This is a genomic window from Streptomyces solicamelliae (assembly GCF_045348655.1).
In the GTDB taxonomy this organism is placed as follows: Bacteria; Actinomycetota; Actinomycetes; order Streptomycetales; family Streptomycetaceae; genus Streptomyces; species Streptomyces solicamelliae.
The window spans coordinates 1,770,730-1,792,742 of record NZ_CP160404.1 but is presented as its reverse complement, the minus strand read 5'-3'; the positions used below and the strand labels follow the sequence as shown (position 1 = coordinate 1,792,742).

Below are 22,013 nucleotides of genomic sequence, written 5' to 3'. Positions count from 1 at the left end.
GGCCCGTTCTCAGTCGCGCAGCTCCTTCAGCCGGGCGATGTCGGCCGCGTGGCCTTCCTTTCCGCCCGGCGTCTCGATGATCAGCGGCACGTTCTCGGTCGCCGGGTGCTTCAGCAGCTCGCGGAACGGCTCGGCGCCGATGTTGCCCGCGCCGATGTTGGCGTGCCGGTCCTTGTGCGCCCCGACGACGTCCTTCGAGTCGTTGGCGTGGATCAGCTTCAGCCGTCCCTCGCCGACCGTCTCCACCAGCAGGTCCAGGGTCTGTGTCATGCCGTGCGGGCCGGCCAGGTCGTGTCCGGCGGCGAAGATGTGGCAGGTGTCGAGGCAGACACCCAGCCTGGGGTGGTGGTCCAGGGCGTCGAAGTACGGGCCGTAGTCCCAGGTGCGCGAGCAGAGCGAGAAGCCCTGGCCGGCGGTGGACTCCAGGAGCAGGAACGGGTCGTCGTCGTGGGTCAGCTCGTCGAGCAGCGGCAGCAGCCGCTCCCGTACCTGCGCCAGCGCCTCGGCGCGCGGGCGGCCGCCGGTGGCCGAGCCGGTGTGCACGACGACGCCGAGCGCCCCGATCTCGCGTCCGCGCCGCAGCGAGTGCCGCAGCGACTCGGCGGAGCGGTCGACGGTGGCCTCGGTGTGCGAGCCGAAGTTGATCAGGTACGGCGCGTGCACGTACGCGGGTATGTCCTCGGCCTCGCACTGGGCGCGGAACAGGTCGTCCTGGGCCGGGTCGCCGGTCGGGGTGGCCCAGCCACGCGGGTTGGCGACGAAGACCTGGACGGTCTCGGCGAGCAGCTCGCGGGCGTAGCTCAGGCCGACCTTGGCGAGGCCGCCGGCCACGGGGACATGGCCGCCGACGGGGTTGCGCATCGGTCTCTAGATTCCCTTGATCTTGAGGGTGATCGTGCTGCCCTCGGGGGCGGTGCCGGTGGGCGACTGGCTCTTGACCGTCTTGCCGAGGAAGGGGAACTCCCGCTCGGCCTTGACCTGGAAGCCCGCGCCCTCCAGGAGCGCGCGTGCCGCGTCCAGCTCCTTGCCGGTGACGTCCGGGACGGCGACCATGCGCGGGCCCTTGGAGACGGTCAGGACGATCGTGTCGCCCTGCGCGGCCCGGCTGCCCTCGGCGAGGGACTGGGCGGCGACCGTGCCGGCGGCCTGGGGGGAGTGCACCTGCTCGGGGGCGACCTGCACCTTCAGGCCGGCGTCCTTGAGCGCGGTGGTGGCGTCGGCGACTGCGTCGCCGGTGACGCCCGGGACGTCGACGGGGACGCCCCGGCTGACGACCAGGGCGACCGCGGAGTCGGGGCGGCGCTCGGTGCCGGGCTCGGGACTGGTGCGGATGACCGCGCCCTGCGGGACGTCGTCGCTGAAGGCGCGGCTGATCACGCCGGGGACCAGGCCGTCGCGGGCGAGCAGCTTCTTCGCCTCGGCGAGCGGCTTGCCCTTGACGTTGGGCACCCGCACGATCTCGGGGCCGCGGGAGATCGTGAGCCGTACGGAACCGTTGCCGCGGATGCGGTCGCCGGGGGAGGGGTCGGTGGCCATCACGGTGCCGCGGGCGTACGCGTCGCTGAAGGCGCGCTCGGTGGCGGCGACCTCGAGGCCGGCCTCGTCCAGCCGCTTCGTCGCCTCGGCCTCGGTGCGGCCGAGGACGCTCGGGACGCGGGTGAACTGGCCGGAGTTGATGTACCAGACGCCGGAGCCGACACCGAGGAGCAGCAGCACGGCGAGGACCACGACGAGCGGGCCGCGCCGGAGCAGGGCGGCGCCGGGCACGGGGCGCGGCGCGGGTGGCTGGGCGGGGGTCGGCTCCGGCGCGGCGGGTGCGAGCGGGGGTGTGGCGAGGCGGGAGGTGGCGTGGGGCCGCGGGATGACGGTGGTCTGCGTGTCGTCGGCGGGCTCCTCCGCCGTCGCGTGGGCCTGCGGCGGGACGAGGTCCAGCTGCGTGTCGCTGAGCGCGGCGCGGGACCGGCGGGCGTGTGCGAGCAGCGCGACGGCGTCGTACGGGCGGACGTCGGGGTTGCGGGCGGTCGCGCTCGCGACCAGCTCGTCCAGCTCCAGGGCGAGCCCGGGGACGGCGGCGGAGGGCGCGGGGACGTCGGTGTTCAGATGCCGGTACAGGACCTGGGCGGGGGTGTCGCCGGTGTGCGGCTTGCCGCCGGTCAGCATCTCGTACAGGACGACGCCGCAGGCGTAGACGTCGGCGCGGGTGTCGGCGGTGCCGTGCTCGATCTGCTCGGGCGCGAGGTAGGAGACGGTGCCGAGGACGGTGCCGGTGGTGTTGGTGGTGGAGCCGATGGCGCGTACGAGACCGAAGTCGGCGACCTTCACCCGGCCGTCGTCCCCTATGAGGACGTTCTCCGGCTTCATGTCGCGGTGCACGAAGCCGGCGCGGTGCGCGGCGCCGAGCGCGGCGAGCACGGGCTCCAGGACGTCGAGCGCGGCGCGCGGCTGGAGGGCGCCGCGCTCGCGGAGCACGTCGCGGAGGGTGCAGCCGGCGACGTACTCCATGGCGAGGTACACGTACGCGCCGTCCGCGCCCTGGTCGAAGACGCCGACGACGTTGGGGTGGTCGAGGCGGGCCGCTGACTTGGCCTCCCGGATGAACCGCTCGACGAAGGTGGCGTCCGCGGCGAGCTCCGGGTGCATGACCTTGAGGGCGAGGACGCGGTCGAGACGGGTGTCGAGGGCGCGGTAGACGGTGGCCATGCCGCCGACGGCGATACGCGCGTCGATGCGGTACCGGCCGTCGAGCTGCTGCCCGACGAGCGGGTCCCTGAGCGTCGTATCCACGGCCCCGAGTCTACGAGCCCCGGGCCGTGCCCCCGCCCCTCCGCTCCACGTTGCAGCGCAGCTGTGACGTGGAGCGCGGTGGGGGAGCCCCAGGCACCGCGGACGGTGCCGCCCGTCGAGGCGCCCCCCAGACTCCGTCCGGGGGGACCCCCACGCCCTGCGGGAACGATCGCCCGCAACGGGGGCGGCGGCGGGAGGCCCCTCAGGGTCAGAACGCCGGGCGTTCCGGGTCCAGGGCGGCTCGGCCTTCCGTCGGGGACGATGCCTCGGCGAAGTGGCGGCGGGGGATGCGGCCCGCCTCACGGGCCAGGTGGCCCGATTCGACCGCCAGGCGCATCGCCCTGGCCATGCGGACCGGGTCCTGCGCGCGCGTCACCGCGGAGGCCAGCATCACCGCCGCGCAGCCCAGCTCCATCGCCAGGGTCACGTCCGACGCCGTGCCCGCGCCCGCGTCCAGGATCACCGGGACCCCCGCGCGCTCCACGATCAGCTCGAAGTTGTGCGGGTTGCGGATGCCCAGGCCGGAGCCGATGGGCGAGCCCAGCGGCATGATCGCCGCGCAGCCCGCGTCCTCCAGCTTCCGCGCCAGCACCGGGTCGTCGTTGGTGTACGGGAGGACCGTGAAGCCGTCGTCGACGAGGGTTTCCGCCGCCGCCAGGAGCTCCTCGCCGTCGGGGAGGAGGGTGCGTTCGTCGGCCACCACCTCCAGCTTGATCCACGACGTGCCCAGCGCCTCCCGCGCCAGCCGCGCCGTGAGGACCGCCTCGCCCGCCGTGTAGCAGCCGGCCGTGTTCGGCAGGACCTGGATGCCCAGGCGGTTCAGGACGGACAGCACCGAGCCCTGCACCGTCGGGTCCAGGCGGCGCATCGCCACCGTCGTCAGTTCCGTGCCGCTGGCGACCAGCGCGCGCTCCAGCACGTCCAGGCTGGGCGCGCCGCCCGTGCCCATGATCAGGCGGGAGGTGAACTCCCGGTCGCCGAGTACGAAGACGTCGTCCGCCACTGTCCTCAGCCTCCCTGGACTGCCGTGAGGATCTCCACGCGGTCGCCCTCGCCCACGTACGTCGTCCCCCACGCGCTTCGCGGGACGACCGTTTCGTTCAGTGCCGCCGCGACCCCCGAGGGGGCCGTCGTCAGCGTGGCCACGAGTGCCGAGAGGGGGAGCGGGCCGCCCAGTTCGCGCGGCTCGCCGTTGACCGAGACGTTCATGCGGGCTGCTCCTGACGTACTGCGGAGAAACGGAGGGGGGTGAAGGGGCGCGCCTCTTCCGGCAGGGCCCCGGTCGTCAGGACCTCGGCCATGACGTCGCCCGTGACGGGCGTCAGCAGCACCCCGTTGCGGTAGTGCCCGGTGGCGAGCAGCAGCCCCGGCAGGGCCGTCGCGCCGAGCAGCGGCGCGTTGTCGGGGGAGCCGGGGCGCAGCCCCGCCCGGGTCTCGGTCAGCGGCAGCTCCGTGAGCCCCGGCACCAGCTCGTGCGCGTCGCGCAGCAGCTCGTACACCCCGCCCGCGGTCACCGTCGTGTCCCAGCCCAGCTCCTCGCTGGTCGCGCCGATCACCAGCTCGCCGTTCTCCCGCGGCACCAGGTACACGGCGCTGCCCCGCACCACCGCCCGCACCGTGCGGGACAGGAACGGCGCGTACGCCGGCGGCACCGTCAGCCGCAGCACCTGCCCCTTCACCGGGCGGACCGGAGGGAGGACGTCGTCCGGTACGCCCTCGAGCCGGCCGCTCAGGCTGCCGCCGGCCAGGACGACCTGGTCGGCCGCCACCTCGGTACCGTCCCGGAACGCCACCCCCGCCGCCCGGTCGCGCACGACGACGAGCCGCTCCGCCCAGGCCCGGTGGAACACCACCCCGGCCCGCTCGCAGGCGACGAGCAGCGCGTCGGCGAGCCGTCGCGGGTCCACCTGGTGGTCCCCGTCGACCCGCAGCCCGCCCCGCACCCCGGGCGCCAGCATCGGCTCCAGGCGGCGGCAGTCGCGCCCGCTCAGCCACACCGACTCGAGCCCGCACCGCGTCTGCAGCGCGTGCAGCTCGCGCAGGTGCGCCCGGTCGTCGGCGTCCAGGGCCACCGCGAGCGTGCCGCAGGCGCGGTGGCCGACGTCCAGGCCGGTGGCGTCGGCGAGTTCGGCGACGAAGTCCGGATAGCGGCGCGCGGAGGCGAGGTTGAGGGCGAGCAGGGTCTCCTCGCCGTAGTGGAGTTCGGTGACCGCGGCCAGCATCCCGGCCGCGACCCGCGCGGCCCCGCCGCCCGGTTCGGGATCGACGACCGCGGTGCGCAGTCCGCGCTGCGCGGCCCGCCAGGCCGTGACGAGGCCGACGATCCCGCCCCCCACGACGAGGACGTCCGCATCGGTACGTGCGTGCATGGGCGTCCAGCCCCTCCCTTCGCCGGCATGACCCGGATCAGGTTCGTACGGTCGGAGGCCGGTCAGCCTCCCTCTCAGCCCGGTGCGTCCGGACTCCCGCGTGTGCTCTACGTTGACGGCCAGACTAGCCCACCACTTCCTGACGGTTCGTCAGGTACGTAAGGTGGGCGGGTGAGCGAACAGCGGGAACACGCAGAGCAGCGGGAACACACGGAGCGGCCGCGGCGCGTGGTCGTCGTCGGCGCGGGCATGGCCGGCGTCCAGACCGCCGTGGCCCTGCGCGAACAGGGCTTCACCGGACCGGTCGTCCTCATCGGCGCCGAACCCCACCAGCCGTACGACCGGCCGCCGCTGTCCAAGGCCGTCCTCCTCGGCAAGGCCGAGGACTCCGCCTTCGACGTCGACTTCGCGGCCCTCGACGTCGAACTCCGCCTCGGCGTCGAGGTCACCGGGCTGCGCGCCGCGGACCGCGAGGTCGACACCGAGGCCGGCCCCGTCCCGTACGACGTGCTCGTCCTCGCCACCGGCGCGTACCCGGTCACCCTGCCCGGCACCGAGGGCGTCCCCGGCGTCCACCTGCTGCGCACCCTCGACGACGCCGCCCGCCTCAGGCCCGTCCTGGAGCGGCGGCACGACATCGTCGTGGTCGGCGCCGGCTGGATCGGCGCCGAGTTCGCCACCGCCGCCCGCGAGGCCGGCTGCGCCGTCACCGTCGTCGAGGCCGCCGAACGGCCCCTCGCCGGCGCCCTGCCCGCCGAGGTCGCCGAGCCGATGGCCGCCTGGTACGCGCAGAGCGGCGCCGAACTCGTCACCGGCGCCCGCGTCGAGCGCCTCGAACCCGGCGAGGTCCGGCTCGCGGACGGCCGCCGGCTGCCCGCCGACGCCGTCGTCGTCGGCATCGGCGCCCGCCCCGCCACCGGCTGGCTCGCCGGCTCCGGCGTCGAACTCGGCCCGGACGGCTCCGTCACCGCCGACGACAGGCTGCGCACCTCCCTGCCCGACGTGTACGCGGTCGGCGACTGCGCCTCCTTCCCCTCCGCCCGCTACGGCGAGCGGCTGCTCGTCCACCACTGGGACAACGCCCTGCAGGGCCCGCGCACCGTCGCCGCCGCGATCACCGGCGGGCCCGCGGAGGCACCCGCGTACGACCCGGTGCCGTACTTCTGGTCCGAGCAGTTCGGCCGTTTCGTCCAGTACGCGGGACACCACGCCCACGCCGACACACTCCTGTGGCGCGGCGCGCCCGGCGACGACGCCTGGTCGGTGCTCTGGCTGCGCGCCGACGTGCCGGTGGCCCTGCTCGCCGTCGGCCGGCCCCGGGACCTCGCCCAGGGGCGCCGGCTGATCGAGGCGGGCACGCCGGTCGACCCGGAGCGCGCCGCGGACCCCGCCGTCCCTCTGAAGGCCGCAGTCCGGTAGGCCCGACTACCGGCTGTCGGTCCTGGATGGCAGGCTTGTCCCGTGACCGAGATTGACGCAAAGATCGATGCTCTCGTCCCTGCCTGGCTCTACCTCCCCGACATCGCGGAGATGCTCGACGTCGAGGTGACGCGCGTGCGCCAGCTGGTCAAGGAGGGCCAGCTCATCGCCGTGCGCCGCGGGGAGAACAAGGCGCTTCAGGTGCCCGCCGCCTTCATCGACGGCGACAAGGTCGTCAAGGGCCTCAGCGGCACCCTGACGCTCCTGAAGGACGACGGCTTCACCGACGAAGAGATGCTGGAGTGGCTCTTCACTCCGGACCCGAGCCTGCCCGGCACGCCCGCGCAGGCGCTCAGCGAGAATCGCGGCACCGAGGTGAAGCGCCGCGCTCAGGCGCTCGCCGTCTGACGCAGCGAACGCAAGAAACCACCAGGCGGTGCGCGGCCCGAACCGCGCACCGCCGTACCACCCGGGGGGAACGCCTCATGTCCACGCCGCACGCCCAGCTGTCGGACACCCTGCTGTCCGACGCCCGGCTCTACCTGTGCACGGACGCCCGCAAGCGCCAGGGAGACCTGCCCGCGTTCCTGGACGCCGTGCTCTCCTCCGGTGTGGACATCGTCCAGCTCCGCGACAAGGGCATGGAGGCCGGCGAGGAGCTGGAGCACCTCGCCGTGTTCGCCGACGCCTGCCACCGGCACGGCAAGCTGCTCGCGGTGAACGACCGGGCCGACGTCGCCCACGCGGTGAGCGCCGACGTGCTCCACCTCGGCCAGGGCGACCTGCCGGTGCCCGCCGCCCGCGCGATCCTCGGCGAGGGAGTGCTGATCGGCCGTTCCTGCCACGCCGAGTCCGAGGTCGCCGCCGCGGCCGCCGAGCCCGGCGTGGACTACTTCTGCACCGGCCCCTGCTGGCCCACCCCGACCAAGCCCGGCCGGTACGCCCCGGGCCTCGACCTGGTGCGGTACGCGGCCGGGCTCGGCCAGGACCGGCCGTGGTTCGCCATCGGCGGCATCGACGCGGGGAACGTGGACGAGGTGCTGGACGCCGGCGCCCGCCGGATCGTGGTCGTCCGGGCGATCACCGAGGCCGACGACCCGGCCGCGGCCGCCGCCGACCTGGCCAAGCGGGTCCGCGAGCGCGTCTAGGGGCTGTCGCCGGACCCGTCCGGCGGTACGGGAGTGTCCAAAAAGGTGTCCAGTGCGTGGACGTCGCTTCGCCCCCGCCTGGACCTTGTCTAACCTGCCCCTATGGCACTGGGAACCGCTTCGACCCGCTCCGACCGCGCCCGCACGGTCCGCGAGATCCTCGCGTCCGGCAAGACGTCGTACTCCTTCGAGTTCTACGCGCCCCGGACCGAGAAGGGCGAGCGGAGCCTGTGGAACGCGCTGCGGCGCGTCGAGGCGGTCGGTCCGAGCTTCGTCTCGGTCACCTACGGCGCCGGCGGCACCACCCGCGTCGGCACCGTCAAGACCACCCACGAGATCGCCGCCGACACCATCCTCACTCCCGTCGCGCACCTCACCGCCGTCGACCACTCGGTGGCCGAACTGCGGAACGTTCTCGGTCAGTATGCGGACGCCGGCATCCGGAACATGCTCGCGCTGCGCGGCGACCCGGCCGGCGACCCGCTGGGCGACTGGATCGAGCACCCCGAGGGCGTCCGGTACGCGGCCGACCTCGTCCGGCTGATCAAGGAGTCCGGCGACTTCTGCGTCGGCGTCGCGGCCTTCCCCGAGATGCACCCCCGCTCCACCGACTGGGACACGGACATCCGGCACTTCGTGGACAAGTGCCGCGCCGGCGCGGACTACGCGATCACCCAGATGTTCTTCGACCCGGAGAAATATCTGCGGCTGCGCGACAGCGCCGAGCGGGCCGGCTGCGACACCCCGATCATCCCCGAGGTCATGCCCGTTGTGACCGCGAAGACCCTCGACCGGCTGCCCCAGCTGAGCAACGCGGTCTTCCCCGCGGACGTGAAAGAGCGGATGCTCGCCGTCAAGGACGATCCCGCCGCTGTACGCTCCATCGGTATCGAGTTCGCGACCGAGTTCTGCGCGCGGCTGCTGTCCGAGGGTGTCCCGGGGCTGCACTTCATCACGCTGAACAACTCGACCGCGACGCTCGAGATCTACGAGAATCTCGGACTGCACGAGCAGTCGTGACCGGTGTACCCGCCCCGACCCGCGGCGTACGCCGTAGGAGAGGGGCGGGCGGGCATGGGGTGGACGTTCCTCTACATCGCGTTCGGAGTCGTCGCGCTGTGGCTGCTGGGTGAGGTCCTGCTCCAGTACAAGGCACGGCTGCGCTGGCGGCTGCTCGCCTTCTCCGGCTTCCTGCTGGTCGTACTGGGTGTGCTGCTGCCGTCGGTGCTGGTGATCGTCGTCGGCGCGCTGGCGTTCGCCGTCGGTCAGATCTACGTGACGCTGTCGTACCGCCGCGGCTTCTCCACCGGCTGGGCGCTCGGCGGCAGCCCCGGCGCGAGCCGCCGCCGCAGGTCCGGCCCGCCGGCCGACCGCGGCCCGCAGCTGGAGGTCACCGAGCTCGCCTACGAGCCGGCCGAGCAGGGGCGGGGAGACCGCCCGGACGTGTACGAGCCGGAGCCGATGCCCGACGACACCGGCCAGTACGGCATCTACGACACCTCGTACGACGGGAACCAGGGGCAGCAGCAGCCCTACGGCGGCTACGACACCTACCAGCCCGGCTACGACCAGCAGCCCGGCTACGACTACGGCGCCGGCGTCCCGCAGCAGCAGTACGCCGCCTACTCGGACCCGTACATCGGCCCCGGCACCGACCAGCAGTACGCCGCCTACGACTACGGGCAGCAGGGCCAGCAGGGCCAGGCCGACCCGTACGCGGCGCCGTACGGCTACGACACCCCGCCCGGCGGCGTGTGGGTGCCGCAGCAGCGCGACGGCGAGCAGCCGCCGTACCCGCAGCAGCCGTACGGGTACTACGACCAGGACCAGCAGCAGTACCGCTACTGAGAGCCGCGGAAGTCCGCGCCCTCCACGATCAGGCCCGCCACCAGCGCACCCGACATGCCCGCATGGGCGAGCCCGCCGCCCGGGTGCGCCCAGCCGCCCGCGAAGTACAGGCCGGGCAGCGGCGACAGGTTGGCGGCGGGCAGCAGCCGGCCCCCGGCACCCGCGAGCGCCGGGCCCGGTACCTCGGCCGCGCCCGTCTCCCGGAGGGTGTCCTCGGGCGTCCGGACCTCCTGCCAGAGCCGGCGGTCCCGGAGATCCGGCACCGCCCGCGCCGCCGCTTCCAGCATCCGCTCCGCGCAGGCCGCCCAGTCCTGGCCCGGCGCCGTCGACACGGTCGCCGTGACCGTCACCGCCTCGTGCTCCCCTTCCGGGACCAGCGCCGGGTCACCGGGCCGCAGCACGGTCACCGTCGGCCGGCCGTCCGCCGCGTGCACCACCGTGCGGTGCGCCGCGCCGGGCTCCTTGCCGCCGCGCAGCGCCAGGCAGAGGACGACCCTGCCGGTCCCGGGGGACTGGTGACGCGGCGCCTCCGCGACGATCCCTGCCCGTACGAGCGCCGGCACGGGCGCGCCCGCGACGACGTGGTCCGCGTCGACGACCGTGCCGTCCGCCAGGCCGACACCGGCCGCCCGGCCGTCCTTCACCGGCACGTCGACGACCTCGGCCCCGAACACGAACTCCACCCGGCGTTGCAGGCACCGCTCGTACACCGCGGTCGCCAGCGCCCGCAGCCCCCCGGCCACGTACCAGCTGCCGAAGGTCTGCTCCATGTAGGGCAGCACCACCGCCGAGGCGGGGGCGGTCGCCGGGTCGAAGCCGTAGGACCAGGCGTAGGCGTCGAGGAGCGCCACGAGGCGCGGGTCGCGCAGTTCCCGGGCGCCGATCTGCGCGAGCGTGGTCGTCGGGCGGCGCAGGAAGCCGGCCTTCGGGGCCGGGTAGGGCTCGCGGGCGTACACCGAGACGTCCTGGGGCTGCGGCTCCTCCAGGAGCGGCCGGCGGGTGCGGTCCCAGGCATCCCGGGCGCGCACCAGGAAGTCGCCCCAGCGCTCGCCCGCGCCCGCGCCGAGCGCCGCGTCCAGGGCGGCGACCGTGCCGGCGCGGGAGGCGTTCGGCAGGTCCACCGAGGTGCCGTCGGCGAAGATCTGACGGCTCGCCGGGTCGACCTCGGTGAGCGTGACGCAGCGCTCCAGGGGCTCCTTGCCGGTCTTCACGAACAGATCGCGGTAGACGGCGGGCAGGTGCAGCAGCCCGGGGCCGGTGTCGAAGGCGAAGCCGTCCCGCTCGAAGCGGCCCACCGCCCCGCCGTAGGTCGCCGCCCGTTCGTACACCGTCACCCGGTGGCCCGCGACGGCCAGCCGGGCCGCCGCGGCCATCGCGCCGAGACCTGCCCCGATCACTGCGATTCGTGCCATGCGGGCGACTTTATCCGTTGCCGCGCAGCGGTCAGCCGGGCGGTGCGGCACCCGTCGCGGCCAGGCGTTTCTCCTCGCGCCGCTGGGCCCGCCGGGCCCGGAAGCGGCGGATCCGCGAGATCAGGAACAGTACGGTCGCCAGGCCCGCGATCAGCAGCGTCGCGGCGATGGAGGCCGCCGCCACCGGGTGGAACACCGCGAAGGTGACGAGGCCGGCGACGCCCAGGTCCTCGGCGATGCTCACCAGGATGTTGCTGGCCGGCTCCGGAGAGGTGTTGACCGCCATCCGGGTGCCCGCCTTGACCAGGTGGCTCAGCAGCGCCGTCGAGCCGCCGACCGCCGCGGCCGCGACCTCGGGCAGCGAGCCCGACTCGCCGGCGAGCAGCGCGCCCACCATCGCTCCGGCGACCGGCCGGACGACCGTGTGCACAGAGTCCCAGACGGAGTCGACGTACGGGATCTTGTCGGCCACCGCCTCGATCAGGAAGAGGACACCGGCGGCTATCAGGACGTCGGTGCGCTGCAGGGCGGCGGGCACGTCGTCGGAGACGCCGGTGACGCCGAAGAGGCCGAGGAGGAGGACCACCGCGTACGCGTTGACCCCGCTCGCCCAGCCGCTGGTGAAGACCAAGGGGAGTACGGACACGGACGTGATCGTAACCAGCCGTGAGGCGGCGCGGGCGAGTATCCGTACAGATGTGTGAGTACGGGTACTCAGACGCCCGGATGAGTAGCCGGGCGGATGGGACCGGGCCCGCGCGGACGGAAGAGTGGAGCCCACGGAAGGGGCGCGGGCCCGGACCGCCGACACGGGGCGGCGGAACGGGACCGCGCACCGGCCGGAACGGGGGTGCCGCGACGGCCCGGGGGGGGGTGCCGGCGGGAGCACACGGAAGCCGGTCCGGCGAGGCTCGGGGGGATCGAGCCTCGCCGGACCGGCTTCTTCGCTTCCGGGTCCCGCCTACGGGTCGAGCGGCTTCCGCTTCCTGACCACGGGCCGAACCGCTGCCGCGTCCTGTCTACGAGCCGAGCCGAGCCGCTTGGCGCCCGGGCCGTGGACGCGGCCGTGCAGCAGCAGGGACAGCGCGCCGTGCACGTCGTCCAGGGAGCGCTCGCTCTGGAACGCCCGCCAGTCGAGCGCGGCCACGAGCACCATCCCGACCAGCGCCGCCGCGGTGAGCTGCACGTCGATCTCGTCGCTCAGCTCACCCGCCTCGACGCCCTCGCGCAGCACGCCCTCCACCACGGCCACCGCCTGCTGGCGGACGACCAGGAGCGTGGAGTTCCAGGTCCGGTTGGTGCGCCACAGCTCGGCCACGTACAGCTGCGTGAACGAGGGGTACTTCTCGATGAAGACCAGTCCGGCCCGGATCATCGCGTCCAGCGCGTCGATCCGGGAGCCGCCGCGGGCGGTGGTCTCGTCGGCCGCCGTCCGCAGCGAGGCGGTCAGCAGGCCGACGCCGTGCCGCAGCAGCTCCTCGAACAGCTCGTTCTTGCTCTTGAAGTTGTAGTAGACGGTGCCCTTGGCGACGCCCGCCCGCTCGGCGATCTCGTCCACGGTCGTGGCCGAGAAGCCCTGTTCCGCGATGAGCGTCACCGCCGCCTCGTACAGCTTGGCCCGGGTGGCCTGCCGTCTGGTGCTGCTGCTGTCCATGAGCCCGATTGTCACAGGTCCCGCCCCGCCACAGGCCCGGTCCCCGTCACAGGCTCAGTTCCGGGTGCAGCCGGTCCAGCGTCCACACCTGCTTGCGGCGGGCCGAGACCGCCGTCAGCGCCAGCGCGCCCAGCGTGAACGCGGCCAGCACCGCGACGCCCTGCCACACCGGTCCGACCGGCCCGCCGGAGATGAGCCGGCGCAGCGCCTCGACCACGTAGGTCATCGGCAGGTACGGGTGGATGGCGTTGAAGAAGCCCGGGCTGGTCTGCACGGGGTACGTGCCGCCCGCCGAGGTCAGCTGGAGCATCAGCACCGCGAGGACCAGGATCCGGCCGGCCGCTCCGAAGCGGGCGTTGAGCCACTGGATGATCGCGGCGAAGCAGCAGGTGACCAGGGCGAGGAAGCCGACCGTCCCGGCCGCGTTCGCCATCTGCAGGCCGAGGCCCCAGTGCAGTACCGACATCAGCGCGCCGACCTGGAGCAGTCCGATCGCGGCGACCGGGAACCAGCCGGCCAGCGCGATCCGCCAGGCGGACGCCCCGGCGGCCAGGGCGCGCCGGTTCATCGGCTGGATGATCATGTACGCCACCATCGCGCCGACCCAGAGGGAGAGCGGGATGAAGTAGGGCGCGAAACCGGTGCCGTAGTTCGGGGCCTTGTGCAGGGACTCGGCGGCGAGCTTGACCGGGTCGGCCATGACCTCGGTGCGCCGGTCGCGCTGCTCCTTGTCGTAGTCGGGGATCTTCTCGACGCCGTTCGTGAGGCCGGTGGCGAGCTCGCCCGAGCCGTCGACCAGCTTGAACAGGCCGCCGTCGAGGTCGCCGGCGCCCTTCTTCAGCTTGCCGACGCCGGTGTCCAGGTTCGCGGAGCCGGTCTTGGCGCTGGTCAGGCCGGTGTGCAGCTTGTCCGCGCCGGTGGCGACCTTGTGGGCGCCGGTGTTGAGCGCGTTGATCTTCTTGACGGCGTCGTTCAGGTTCTTGTGCAGGCTCGGGGCCTGCTTGATCAGGTCGTTCGCCTTCTTCTCCAGGTCCTTCAGCTGGCCGTCCAGCTTCTTCAGGTCCCCGGTGCTGTTCCTGGTCAGCTCGTGCAGGTCGTCGGCGATCTTCGCCACGTCGTCCGCGGCGACCTTGGCCTCCTTGAGCGTCTTGCACGCCCGGGCGTCGGGGAGCGGGTCGATCACGCACTCCTCGCGGTGCAGCTTCTCCAGCTTGTCGTCCGCGATGTGGGCCGCGGAGCGGGCGTGGGGCGCGTACTTGACGAGGTCGGCCAAGTCGTGACGGACGGCCGCGGCGGAGTCGCGGACCAGGCGGGCGCTGTCGGCGACCGTCTTGCCGTCGTTCTTCAGGAACGGACGGACCTTGTCCGCCGCCCCGTTGACCTTGTCGGCCAGCTGCTGGGTGCCGTCGGCGACCTGCCGGGAGCCGGTCTCCAGATCGGCGGAGCCCTTGTCCAGCTTCTTCAGGCCGGTGGCCAGGTCGCCGCTGCCCTTCTTGGCCGACTTCAGGCCGTCGGCCAGGCTCTTGGAGCCCGCCTTGGCCTTGACCGTGCCGTCCTTGAGCCGGTTCGCCCCCTTCGCGGCCTCGGCGGTCGCGTCGTGGATGTCGGAGAAGGAGATGAAGATCTTGTCGAGGAAGGTGCGCGAGGACTTGGTGGAGGCGGCCGTGCGGACCTCGGAGAACACGGTGCGGGAGATCTGCCCGACGATGTAGTTGTTCGAGTCGTTGGTGCGCACCTTGAGCGCGCCGGTCTCCGGGGCGTCGCCGGAGCTGGAGGCGATGCGCTCGCTGAAGTCGCCGGGCATCGTCAGCGACAGGTAGTACGTGCCCTCCTCGACGCCCCGGCGGGCCTCGGCGTCGGACACCTCGTGCCACTCGAAGACCTTGCTGTCGTGCAGGCCCTCGACGATGTCGTCGCCGGCCCGGATCTCCTTGCCGCCCGCGGTGGCGCCCTTGTCGTCGTTGACCAGCGCGACGGGTATCCGGTCGAGCCTGCTGTACGGGTCCCAGAAGGACCACAGGTACAGCGCGCCGTACAGCAGCGGCAGCAGCAGGACGGCGACGAGCGCGGCGCGCGGCAGCTTCCCCCTGCCGAACCGCTTCAGCTCAAGCGCGGCCAGTCGCGGCGATCGCATCGGCTTCCCCCTGGTCGGTGTCGGTCGTGGTGTTCTTCGTGTTCTCGGTGTTCTTCTCGTCCGTCGAGCCGGCCGTGTCCGTCGAGCCGGCCGTGTCCGTCGACTTCGCCGTCTCCGTCGTGCTCGCCGAGTTCGTCGACTTCGCCGTGTTCGTCGTGGTCGTCGTGATGCGCAGCGCGTCGGCCGGGGCCTCGCTGCACACCGCGAGCACGGTCGTACCGGCGTCCGCGACGCTCCTCAGCAGCGCCCACGCCTCCGCCCGGTCCGCGTCCGGGAGCTTCAGGTCGGTGTCGTCCACCGCCAGCAGCCGGGGCTCGCCGATCAGGGCCAGGGCGACCGACAGGCGCAGCGCCTCCAGCCGTTCCAGGTCCCGTACGGAGGTCCGCTCGGCCTTCGGCAGGGCGTCCAGGTCCAGGCCCGAGGCGGTCAGCGCGGCCTCGATCCGGTCCCGGGCGGCGGCGGTGCGCTGCGCCGGGGAGCGGAGCAGGGCGCGGACGGAGCCGTCGTACCGGCGCTGCAGCAGGGCGCGTTCGCGCAGGTGCTCCAGGACGGTGAAGGCGGGGTCGAGTTCGCTGACCCCGGGTACGTGGCCCAGCGCGCTGACGCGGCGTACGGCGGCCATCTTGCGGGGCAGCCGCAGGCCGCCCACCTCGGCGTGACCCGCCGTCGGCTTCATCCGGCCGGTGAGCGCGAGCAGCAGGCAGGTGCGGCCGGAGCCGGAGGGCCCCTCGAGGGCCACCAGCGAGCCGGGTTCGGCCCGGAAGCCCACGTCGCGGAAGGCCCATCCGCGCGGCCCCTTCACCCCGAACCCCTCGGCCTCGACCGCGGCTCCGCGCGGGCTCGCCGGGACGGCGTCCTGGCTGTCCACGGTTCCTCCCCCTCATTTGAACTGACCAGTCAGTTCAAAAACTTAGCGCCTCTGCGCCGCCGCACGCAAAGCGGGGCCGTCGTCCGTGGACGACGGCCCCGCTTCGGGGTGTTCGCGGTGGTCTACACAGCCGGGTCGCGGTGGGTCGGGCGGCCGTCGAGGACCGTCAGGAGCACCGGGACGTCCGGGAGTTCGCCGGCCGGGGTGGTGAGCGGGTCGGCGCCGAGGACGGTGAGGTCGGCGCGGTACCCGGTCGCGATCCGGCCCGCCTCGCGCTCCTCGCCGGCCGCGTACGCGGCGGCGACGGTCATGCCCTGCAGGGCCTCGAGCGCGGTGAGCGCCTGCTCCGGGCCGTGCGGGGCCTGGGTGAGGTCGCGGGTCGGGCGGCGGTGGCGGGCGCCCGCCATGACGCCGAGCGGCGGGTACGGGGCGATCGGCCAGTCCGAGCCGAGGACCACGGTCGCGCCGGAGTCCCGCAGGTCGCGGCAGCGCCAGGCCCGCCCGGCCCGCTCCTCGCCGAGCCGGCGGGACCAGTTGTCGGTGTGGTCGGCGCGGGTGAAGTCGCAGCAGTGCGTGGGCTGCATGGAGGCGACGACACCCAGCTCGGCGAACCGCCGCAGCGTGTCGTCCGGGACCGTCTCGATGTGCTCGACCCGGTGGCGCACCCCGCGCCCGCCGTCGGCCTGCGCCTTCTCGACCGCGTCCAGGACGTGCCGTACCGCCGCGTCGCCGATCGCGTGGGTGGCGACGGGCACCCCGGCGCGGTGCAGCTCGCCGACGATCCGGGTGTAGACCTCCGGGTCCGGCCAGAAGGCGTGGGTGGACTCGCCGTGGCCGTCCGGCTGCTCCAGCCAGGCCGTGCCGTTGTCGACAGTGCCGTCCATGAAGATCTTCACGCCGTCGACCCGCCACAGCCGGCCGCCCCGGCCCTGCTGCTCGATCAGTGCCCGGACCCCGTCGGCGTCCGTGCCCGGCTGGCACCAGGGCGCGACCCGCAGCCGCAGCGGCAGCTCGCCCGCCTCGTCCAGCTCCCGGTAGAAGGCCAGGCTGTCGCCGTTGGCGTCCATGGCGTGACCGCCCGTCAGGCCGGCGGCGGCCATGGCGCGCAGCGCGGCGGCGAGCCGGTGCCGGCGCTCGGCGCGGGTGGGCTGCGGGGCCACCAGTTCGACGAGCTCGCAGGCCGCGTCCTCCAGCAGCAGCCCGGTGGGCCGGCCGTCCGCGTCGCAGACCACCTCGGCCGAGGCCTGGTCGAACTCCCGCGGCCCGTCCACGCCGGCGAGCTCCAGGGCGCGCCGGCTGGCCAGCATCGAGTGGGCGTCGAAGAGCAGCAGCAGCGCCGGGATCCCGTCGAGGACCTGGTCGAACGGGGCGGTCTCCACCGGCCGGTCGCCGAACACGTTCGGGTCCAGGCCCCAGCCGTGCAGCCAGGCCCCGGGCGCGAGGGCGCGCACCCCGCGGGCCAGCGTCTCCCGGACCTGCGCCAGGTCGGTGCAGCCCGACAGGTCCAGGCCGTGGGTGAGCTCGGCGCCGGAGACCGGGTGCAGATGCCCGTCCACCAGGCCGGGGGTCACGACCGCGCCCTTGAGGTCGACCACCGTCGTCGAGGCGTCCGCGAGGGCGCGGATCTGCCGGTCGTCGCCCAGGGCCGTGATCCGTCCGCCGGACGCGGCGAGCGCGGTCTGGGGCAGGAACAGGCCGGTGACCGGGTCGAGCAGGCGGGCGGAGAGCAGGACGAGACGGTCGTTCACGAAGGGCTCCTGGGGTGCGGGAGTCGGGGGTGGATCGGATCTGCGGTGGGTCAGCGGGGCGCCGGGTCGTCGAGCGCGCCGTCCGGCAGCCCGAGTTCGCGCTCCGCCGTGGCGACGGCCATGCGGGTCACGGCCGCCGGCCGGTCGCGGGTCTCGGTGTTGGCGTGCGCGCCGAGGCCGTCGAGCACCACCAGGATCCGGATGGTGGTCACGTACGGGTCGGGGGTGCGGAACTCCTCCCGCTCCACGCCCCGCCGGATCACGCCCTCCAGCCGGCCGCGCCAGGCGCCCTCCTGCTCGGCCACCCGGTCGCGCAGCACCTCCCGGTAGCGGCTGAGGTGCCGGGCGTTGATCCAGAGCCGGCTGATGGCGTCGTACGCGGGGCCCGAGGTGTGCCCGAAGAAGGCGGCCAGCCGCCGGGTGGGCGTCGCACCGGCCGGGTCCTCCGGGAGCAGCCGGTCCAGTTCGGCGGTGGCCGCGCTGCCGAACGCCTCGGCCACCAGGTCCTCCACCGAGGGGAAGTAGTGGCTGATCAGACCGGGGCGTACGTCGAGCTCCTCGGCGATCCGCCGCAGCGTGACGCACTCCAGACCCTCGGTCAGGGCGACGGCCGTGGCGGCCTCGACGATCTCCGCACGGCGCTCGTCCGGAGATTTGCGAACTCGTTTGCGCTGGACGCTTGACGACATACCGAGGATGCTATTGAGTGTGCGACCAATAAGCAAGCAGGTGGTGAACAGCCAGCAACCGGAGGGGTCACATGGCGTCCACGATCAACGATCCGCACCAGGCGGCAGGTGGTACGTCAGGGCCTGGACGGCCTGAAGCGGAACGCGCCGGCCGGATCGAGGCGCACGGCATCGACCACATCCCCGACAGCGAGCGGCACGGCCGCCCGCGGGACCTGTTCGCCGTCTGGGCCGCCGCGAACGTGAACTACCTCAGCCTGGTCGTCGGCGGTGCGCTGGTGCTCATGGGCCTGAGCCTCGGGCAGGCCCTCGCGGTGATCGTGATCGGCAACCTGTTCTGGCTGTTCACCGGCCTCCTGGCCACCTCGGGACCGGCCGCCGGCGCACCCAGCGAGGTGGTCACCCGGGCCCTGTACGGCGTCCTCGGCAACCGCGTGAACAACGCCGTCGGCGGCTGGCTGGTCTCCGTCTGCTACTTCGCGCTCAACCTGGCCGCCGCCGCGACCGCCGCCTTCGCCCTCGTCGAGAAGGCCGGCATCACCGCGAACACCGGCGTCAAGGTCCTCGTCATCGTGGTCATCGCCGCGCTCACGCTCGCCATCAGCGTCTACGGGCACGGGCTGATCATGAAGCTGTACCTGCCCATCACGCTGGCCCTGACCGCGGCCTTCGCCGTCGTGGCGGTCGCCGTGATCGGCCACGCCGACTTCGGGTACCAGCCCGAGGCACGGCTCTCCGGCGTGGAGCTGTGGGCCGTGCTGATCGCCGGCACCACGATGATCGCCTCGGGCCCGCTGTCGTACACCACCAGCGCGGACTTCTCCCGCTACCTGCCGGCCGCCTCGTCCCGGCGGGCGATCGTCGGCTGGACCGCGGCCGGCGCCTTCCTGCCCAGCGTGATCACCTGCTCGCTCGGGGCCCTCGCCGCCACCGCCGTCGACATGACCGACCCGCAGACCGCGCTCCAGGAGATCCTGCCCGGCTGGTTCTCGCCGGTCTTCCTGATCGCCCTGGTCCTCGGCACCGTCTCCATCAACGCCCTGACCGCGTACAGCGCCGGCCTCGCCCTGCAGGCCGTCGGCCTGCGCATCCGCCGCACCGTCAGCGTGCTCGTCGACGGCGCCGTGGCCGTCGCCCTCACCCTGTACGGCCTGCTGGTCTCCAACTTCCTGGACACCGTCAGCAACGCGCTGCAGGTGATCGTGGTCCTGATCGGTCCGCTCATGGCCGTGTACGCGACCGACGTCGTGCTCCGCCGCTGCCGCTACGACGGTCTCGCGCTCGGCGACGAGACCCCCGGCAGCCCCTTCTGGTACACCGCCGGCGTGAACGGGGCCGGTGCGTTCTCCCTGATCACGGGGGTGGCCGCGGCCGCTCTGTGCGTCAACACGCTGTACACCGGACCAGTCGCCGGCGCCCTCGGCGGCATGGACCTCTCCCTCCCGGTCGGCATGATCGTCTCCGCCGGGCTGTACGCCGTGCTGATGCGCCGCGACCGGACCGTCCTCGCCGCCCGGGCCGCGGCGTGAGCGCCCGTACGGACCGCGCGGGCCTCCCGCTCCGGACGGTCGCGGCGCCGTAGGCGGGGCGCGGGCGGGGCGCGCGGGGCGGGAGCTTCAGCGGTCATGGCTGCGGCTTTTGACCCCTCAGGGGGTCGAAAGCCCAGGTCAGCCGGATTGTCAGTGGCGGGCTGCACGATGGATTGCAGACGGCGACAGAACCGTCACACGACGACAGGAGGCTCGTCATGGCCAGCTCGTCCGCAGCAGCCGCACCCCGGCGCCGTGCCACCGCCCGCCTCGCCGCCCCGGCCGCCGGTCCCGCGTCCGACGTCCACCCCGTGCTGCGCCGCTCCACCGCGCCGCCCGCCGCCCTCGACCTGCTCGCCCAGGCCCGCGCCGGTCTGGACGAGGCGGCCACGCTCGCCGTCCCCAACGAGCGGTACGCCACCGCCCACCTCGCCGCCCTCCGCACCGCCGCCGCCGTGCTCGCCGCCCGCGGCCGCCCCGAGACCCACCCGCGCCGGCGCAACCGGATCCGCAGCGCGTGGGAGGTGCTGCCCGAGATAGCGCCCGAGCTCACCGAGTGGAGCGCCCTGTTCGCCTCCGGCGCGGCCCGCCGGGCCCGCGCCGAGGCCGGCATCGCCGGCGCCGCCACCAGCCGGGACGCCGACGATCTGGTGCGCGACGCGATGATGTTCCTGCGCCTGGTCGAACGCCTCCTCGTACTCCAGCCGGTGCTGCCGCGACAGCCGGGGGCGGGCGATGCCGTGGGATGACCGGCGAGCGGGGCCGAGGCCATAGGGTGGGGAGCGATCACACCCGTCGTCGAGGAGTCAACTGCCGTGTCGGACCCTTCCGCTGTCTTCGCCCGGGAGACCTCCACGCGCCCGTCGCGTGCCTCCCTGCGCACCGCCGTCGTCTGGGACGTCCTCAGGGACGCCCTCGACCGCCGGGCCGCGGCCACCGGCAAGGACTCCCTCGACGTGCTGGACACCGGCGGCGGCTCGGGCAACTTCGCCGTGCCGGTCGCCCGGCTCGGACACCGCGTGACCGTGGTCGACCCCAGCCCCAACGCGCTGTTCGCGCTGGAGCGGCGGACCGCCGAGGCGGGCGTGGCCGACCGGGTCACCGGGGTGCAGGGCGACATCAAGGGCCTGTTCGACGTGGTCGAGCGCGGCGGCTACGACGCGGTGCTGTGCCACGGCGTCCTGGAGTACGTGGACGACCCGGCGGAGGGCGTCGCCAACGCGGTCGCCGCGCTGCGGCCGGAGGGCGCGCTGAGCCTGCTCGCCGCCGGGCTCGGCGGGGCCGTCCTCGCCCGCGCCCTGGCCGGCCACTTCAACGAGGCCCGGCACGCCCTCGGCGACCCGGACGGCCGCTGGGGCGACCACGACCCGGTGCCGCGACGCTTCACCGCCGAGCAGCTCACCGGCCTGGTCGCCGACGCCGGCCTGGAGATCGGCGCGGTGCACGGCGTGCGGATCTTCGCCGACCTCGTCCCCGGCGTCCTGGTGGACACCGAGCCGGGCGCGCTCGAGGCCCTGCTCAAGCTGGAGGAGGCCGCCGCCGAGCTGCCGTCCTTCCACGCCGTCGCCACCCAGCTGCACGTGCTGGGCGAGAAGCGCGCCTGACCCGGTCCGGGCGGGCGGCTGATCAGCGGCGCAGCGCAGATGGAGTACGCCACAGGACCCCCGATCGAGCGGTTCGCCCCGTATGATCGGGGGACACCATCCGGCATGACGGATCGGAGGTCGGGGAATCTACGCCTCAGCAGCCGAACCGCCGTGGCGGCCCGGAATGGCGATAGCGCGTAGAGGCGGGTTTCACGGGGGCGATTCCCTGCCTATCCTGAAAGGGCCGCATACCGGTCGCCCCCGCGACCGACGACTAGGAGGACTCCGTGCCGCTCTCGGAGCACGAGCAGCGAATGCTCGAGCAGATGGAGCGAGCGCTGTACGCCGAAGACCCCAAGTTCGCGACAGCGCTCGAGGGAAGCGGACTGCGTACGTACACCCGGCGACGGGTCTACCAGGCAGTCGCGGGCTTCCTGGTGGGTATCGCGCTCCTCATGGCCGGAATGGTCGCTCAGCAGTGGTGGATCAGCGTGGTGGGTTTCCTCGTCATGCTGGGCTGCGCGGTCCTGGCCGTCACGGGGTGGCGCAACGCCCCCAAGCGCGGTGAGCAGCCGGCCGGCCGTGGCCACCGGCAGCGCCAGAAGCGCTCCATGATGAACCGCATCGAAGAACGCTGGCAGCGTCGCCGAGACGAACAGCAGGGCGGCGGTCACTGACCCGCCGACCCGGTCCTCCCACAGAACCGCCCGCTGCCCCGGCGCGTCACCACGCGCCGGGGCAGCGGCGTACCCGGAGCACTGCCCCCGCATGACCGAGGGCCCCGCGGTGTGTCACCGCGGGGCCCTCGGTCATGTGCCCTGCCTC

Annotated in this window: 21 protein-coding genes and 1 riboswitch; of the genes, 9 read left to right on the top strand and 12 right to left on the bottom strand. The window is 73.7% G+C overall.

Annotation, left to right across the window (positions count from 1 at the left end; translation table 11 throughout):
* Positions 1–9: 9 nt before the first annotated feature.
* The 5 genes from ABZO31_RS08285 to thiO all read right to left on the bottom strand — a co-directional run bounded on the left by ABZO31_RS08285 (position 10) and on the right by thiO (position 5,153).
* A complete protein-coding gene (locus ABZO31_RS08285; protein ID WP_406860455.1) occupies positions 10–861 on the bottom strand; it encodes a deoxyribonuclease IV in 852 nt (283 codons plus the stop codon).
* Positions 862–867: 6 nt separating this feature from the next.
* Entirely contained in the window at positions 868–2,784 is a 1,917-nt protein-coding gene (gene pknB / locus ABZO31_RS08280; protein WP_406860454.1) for a Stk1 family PASTA domain-containing Ser/Thr kinase, read from the bottom strand.
* A 208-nt stretch (positions 2,785–2,992) separates the two neighbouring features.
* Positions 2,993–3,787, bottom strand: a complete 795-nt coding sequence (locus ABZO31_RS08275; protein WP_406860453.1) for a thiazole synthase — start codon at positions 3,785–3,787, stop codon at positions 2,993–2,995.
* Between the two features lie 5 nt (positions 3,788–3,792).
* Positions 3,793–3,993: a sulfur carrier protein ThiS gene (gene thiS, locus ABZO31_RS08270; protein WP_406860452.1), complete on the bottom strand. Its 201-nt coding sequence runs from the start codon at positions 3,991–3,993 to the stop codon at positions 3,793–3,795.
* Positions 3,990–5,153, bottom strand: a complete 1,164-nt coding sequence (thiO, locus tag ABZO31_RS08265; RefSeq protein ID WP_406860451.1) for a glycine oxidase ThiO — start codon at positions 5,151–5,153, stop codon at positions 3,990–3,992. Before thiO ends, thiS begins: the two co-directional genes overlap by 4 nt.
* Positions 5,151–5,263, bottom strand: a riboswitch (TPP riboswitch). Its footprint overlaps the gene before it by 3 nt.
* A gap of 61 nt (positions 5,264–5,324) precedes the next feature.
* Between thiO and ABZO31_RS08260 the strand changes: the two genes are divergently transcribed.
* The 5 genes from ABZO31_RS08260 (at position 5,325) to ABZO31_RS08240 (ending at position 9,568) form a co-directional block, all read left to right on the top strand.
* The gene (locus tag ABZO31_RS08260) at positions 5,325–6,572 is read left to right on the top strand and encodes an NAD(P)/FAD-dependent oxidoreductase (protein WP_406860450.1); all 1,248 of its coding nucleotides are present in this window, start codon (positions 5,325–5,327) and stop codon (positions 6,570–6,572) included.
* A 42-nt stretch (positions 6,573–6,614) separates the two neighbouring features.
* Complete coding sequence (locus ABZO31_RS08255; RefSeq protein ID WP_406860449.1) at positions 6,615–6,980, top strand: Rv2175c family DNA-binding protein; 366 nt, start codon at positions 6,615–6,617, stop codon at positions 6,978–6,980.
* 77 nt (positions 6,981–7,057) lie between these two features.
* Positions 7,058–7,720 carry a thiamine phosphate synthase gene (gene thiE, locus ABZO31_RS08250; RefSeq protein WP_406860448.1) on the top strand — a complete coding sequence of 221 codons (663 nt, stop codon included), beginning with the start codon at positions 7,058–7,060 and terminating at the stop codon, positions 7,718–7,720.
* Between the two features lie 102 nt (positions 7,721–7,822).
* Positions 7,823–8,740, top strand: a complete 918-nt coding sequence (gene metF, locus ABZO31_RS08245) for a methylenetetrahydrofolate reductase [NAD(P)H] (protein WP_406860447.1) — start codon at positions 7,823–7,825, stop codon at positions 8,738–8,740.
* 54 nt (positions 8,741–8,794) lie between these two features.
* Positions 8,795–9,568, top strand: coding sequence for a hypothetical protein (locus ABZO31_RS08240; RefSeq protein WP_406860446.1), 774 nt, complete (start codon positions 8,795–8,797; stop codon positions 9,566–9,568).
* Here ABZO31_RS08240 and ABZO31_RS08235 read toward each other — a convergent pair.
* From ABZO31_RS08235 to ABZO31_RS08205, 7 genes are all read right to left on the bottom strand, one after another.
* Positions 9,562–10,980, bottom strand: a complete 1,419-nt coding sequence (locus tag ABZO31_RS08235) for a phytoene desaturase family protein (protein ID WP_406860445.1) — start codon at positions 10,978–10,980, stop codon at positions 9,562–9,564. The genes ABZO31_RS08240 and ABZO31_RS08235 overlap by 7 nt on opposite strands.
* 31 nt (positions 10,981–11,011) lie before the next feature.
* Positions 11,012–11,626: a DUF4126 domain-containing protein gene (locus tag ABZO31_RS08230; protein WP_406860444.1), complete on the bottom strand. Its 615-nt coding sequence runs from the start codon at positions 11,624–11,626 to the stop codon at positions 11,012–11,014.
* Between the two features lie 315 nt (positions 11,627–11,941).
* Complete coding sequence (locus tag ABZO31_RS08225; RefSeq protein WP_406860443.1) at positions 11,942–12,634, bottom strand: TetR/AcrR family transcriptional regulator; 693 nt, start codon at positions 12,632–12,634, stop codon at positions 11,942–11,944.
* 46 nt (positions 12,635–12,680) lie between these two features.
* Positions 12,681–14,768: a YhgE/Pip family protein gene (locus ABZO31_RS08220; protein ID WP_406860442.1), complete on the bottom strand. Its 2,088-nt coding sequence runs from the start codon at positions 14,766–14,768 to the stop codon at positions 12,681–12,683.
* Positions 14,740–15,636, bottom strand: a complete 897-nt coding sequence (locus ABZO31_RS08215) for an ATP-binding cassette domain-containing protein (protein WP_406860441.1) — start codon at positions 15,634–15,636, stop codon at positions 14,740–14,742. Before ABZO31_RS08215 ends, ABZO31_RS08220 begins: the two co-directional genes overlap by 29 nt.
* Positions 15,637–15,758: 122 nt before the next feature.
* Complete coding sequence (locus tag ABZO31_RS08210; protein WP_406860440.1) at positions 15,759–17,384, bottom strand: amidohydrolase; 1,626 nt, start codon at positions 17,382–17,384, stop codon at positions 15,759–15,761.
* Between the two features lie 50 nt (positions 17,385–17,434).
* Entirely contained in the window at positions 17,435–18,073 is a 639-nt protein-coding gene (locus ABZO31_RS08205; RefSeq protein WP_406860439.1) for a TetR/AcrR family transcriptional regulator, read from the bottom strand.
* Between the two features lie 71 nt (positions 18,074–18,144).
* On the opposite strand from ABZO31_RS08205, the gene ABZO31_RS08200 reads away from it, so the two are divergent.
* From ABZO31_RS08200 to ABZO31_RS08185, 4 genes are all read left to right on the top strand, one after another.
* On the top strand, positions 18,145–19,602 hold the full coding sequence (locus ABZO31_RS08200; RefSeq protein WP_406860438.1) for a purine-cytosine permease family protein: 1,458 nt from the start codon (positions 18,145–18,147) through the stop codon (positions 19,600–19,602).
* Positions 19,603–19,820: 218 nt separating this feature from the next.
* On the top strand, positions 19,821–20,351 hold the full coding sequence (locus ABZO31_RS08195; protein ID WP_406860437.1) for an SAV_6107 family HEPN domain-containing protein: 531 nt from the start codon (positions 19,821–19,823) through the stop codon (positions 20,349–20,351).
* A gap of 66 nt (positions 20,352–20,417) precedes the next feature.
* Positions 20,418–21,206, top strand: a complete 789-nt coding sequence (locus ABZO31_RS08190; protein WP_406860436.1) for a methyltransferase — start codon at positions 20,418–20,420, stop codon at positions 21,204–21,206.
* A 269-nt stretch (positions 21,207–21,475) separates the two neighbouring features.
* Positions 21,476–21,865 (top strand): DUF3040 domain-containing protein, encoded by a 390-nt coding sequence (locus tag ABZO31_RS08185; protein WP_406860435.1) that lies wholly within the window; start codon positions 21,476–21,478, stop codon positions 21,863–21,865.
* The last annotated feature ends 148 nt before the right edge of the window (positions 21,866–22,013 follow it).

Excerpts from the sequence above, each read along its gene's own strand:
- ABZO31_RS08220 (WP_406860442.1), bottom strand. The coding sequence starts at position 14,768 with ATGCGATCGCCGCGACTGGCCGCGCTTGAGCTGAAGCGGTTCGGCAGG.
- ABZO31_RS08225 (WP_406860443.1), bottom strand. The coding sequence starts at position 12,634 with ATGGACAGCAGCAGCACCAGACGGCAGGCCACCCGGGCCAAGCTGTAC.
- ABZO31_RS08240 (WP_406860446.1), top strand. The coding sequence starts at position 8,795 with ATGGGGTGGACGTTCCTCTACATCGCGTTCGGAGTCGTCGCGCTGTGG.
- ABZO31_RS08205 (WP_406860439.1), bottom strand. The coding sequence starts at position 18,073 with ATGTCGTCAAGCGTCCAGCGCAAACGAGTTCGCAAATCTCCGGACGAG.
- ABZO31_RS08285 (WP_406860455.1), bottom strand. The coding sequence starts at position 861 with ATGCGCAACCCCGTCGGCGGCCATGTCCCCGTGGCCGGCGGCCTCGCC.
- ABZO31_RS08235 (WP_406860445.1), bottom strand. The coding sequence starts at position 10,980 with ATGGCACGAATCGCAGTGATCGGGGCAGGTCTCGGCGCGATGGCCGCG.
- ABZO31_RS08200 (WP_406860438.1), top strand. The coding sequence starts at position 18,145 with ATGGCGTCCACGATCAACGATCCGCACCAGGCGGCAGGTGGTACGTCA.
- metF (WP_406860447.1), top strand. The coding sequence starts at position 7,823 with ATGGCACTGGGAACCGCTTCGACCCGCTCCGACCGCGCCCGCACGGTC.
- thiO (WP_406860451.1), bottom strand. The coding sequence starts at position 5,153 with ATGCACGCACGTACCGATGCGGACGTCCTCGTCGTGGGGGGCGGGATC.
- ABZO31_RS08195 (WP_406860437.1), top strand. The coding sequence starts at position 19,821 with ATGGCCAGCTCGTCCGCAGCAGCCGCACCCCGGCGCCGTGCCACCGCC.
- thiE (WP_406860448.1), top strand. The coding sequence starts at position 7,058 with ATGTCCACGCCGCACGCCCAGCTGTCGGACACCCTGCTGTCCGACGCC.
- thiS (WP_406860452.1), bottom strand. The coding sequence starts at position 3,993 with ATGAACGTCTCGGTCAACGGCGAGCCGCGCGAACTGGGCGGCCCGCTC.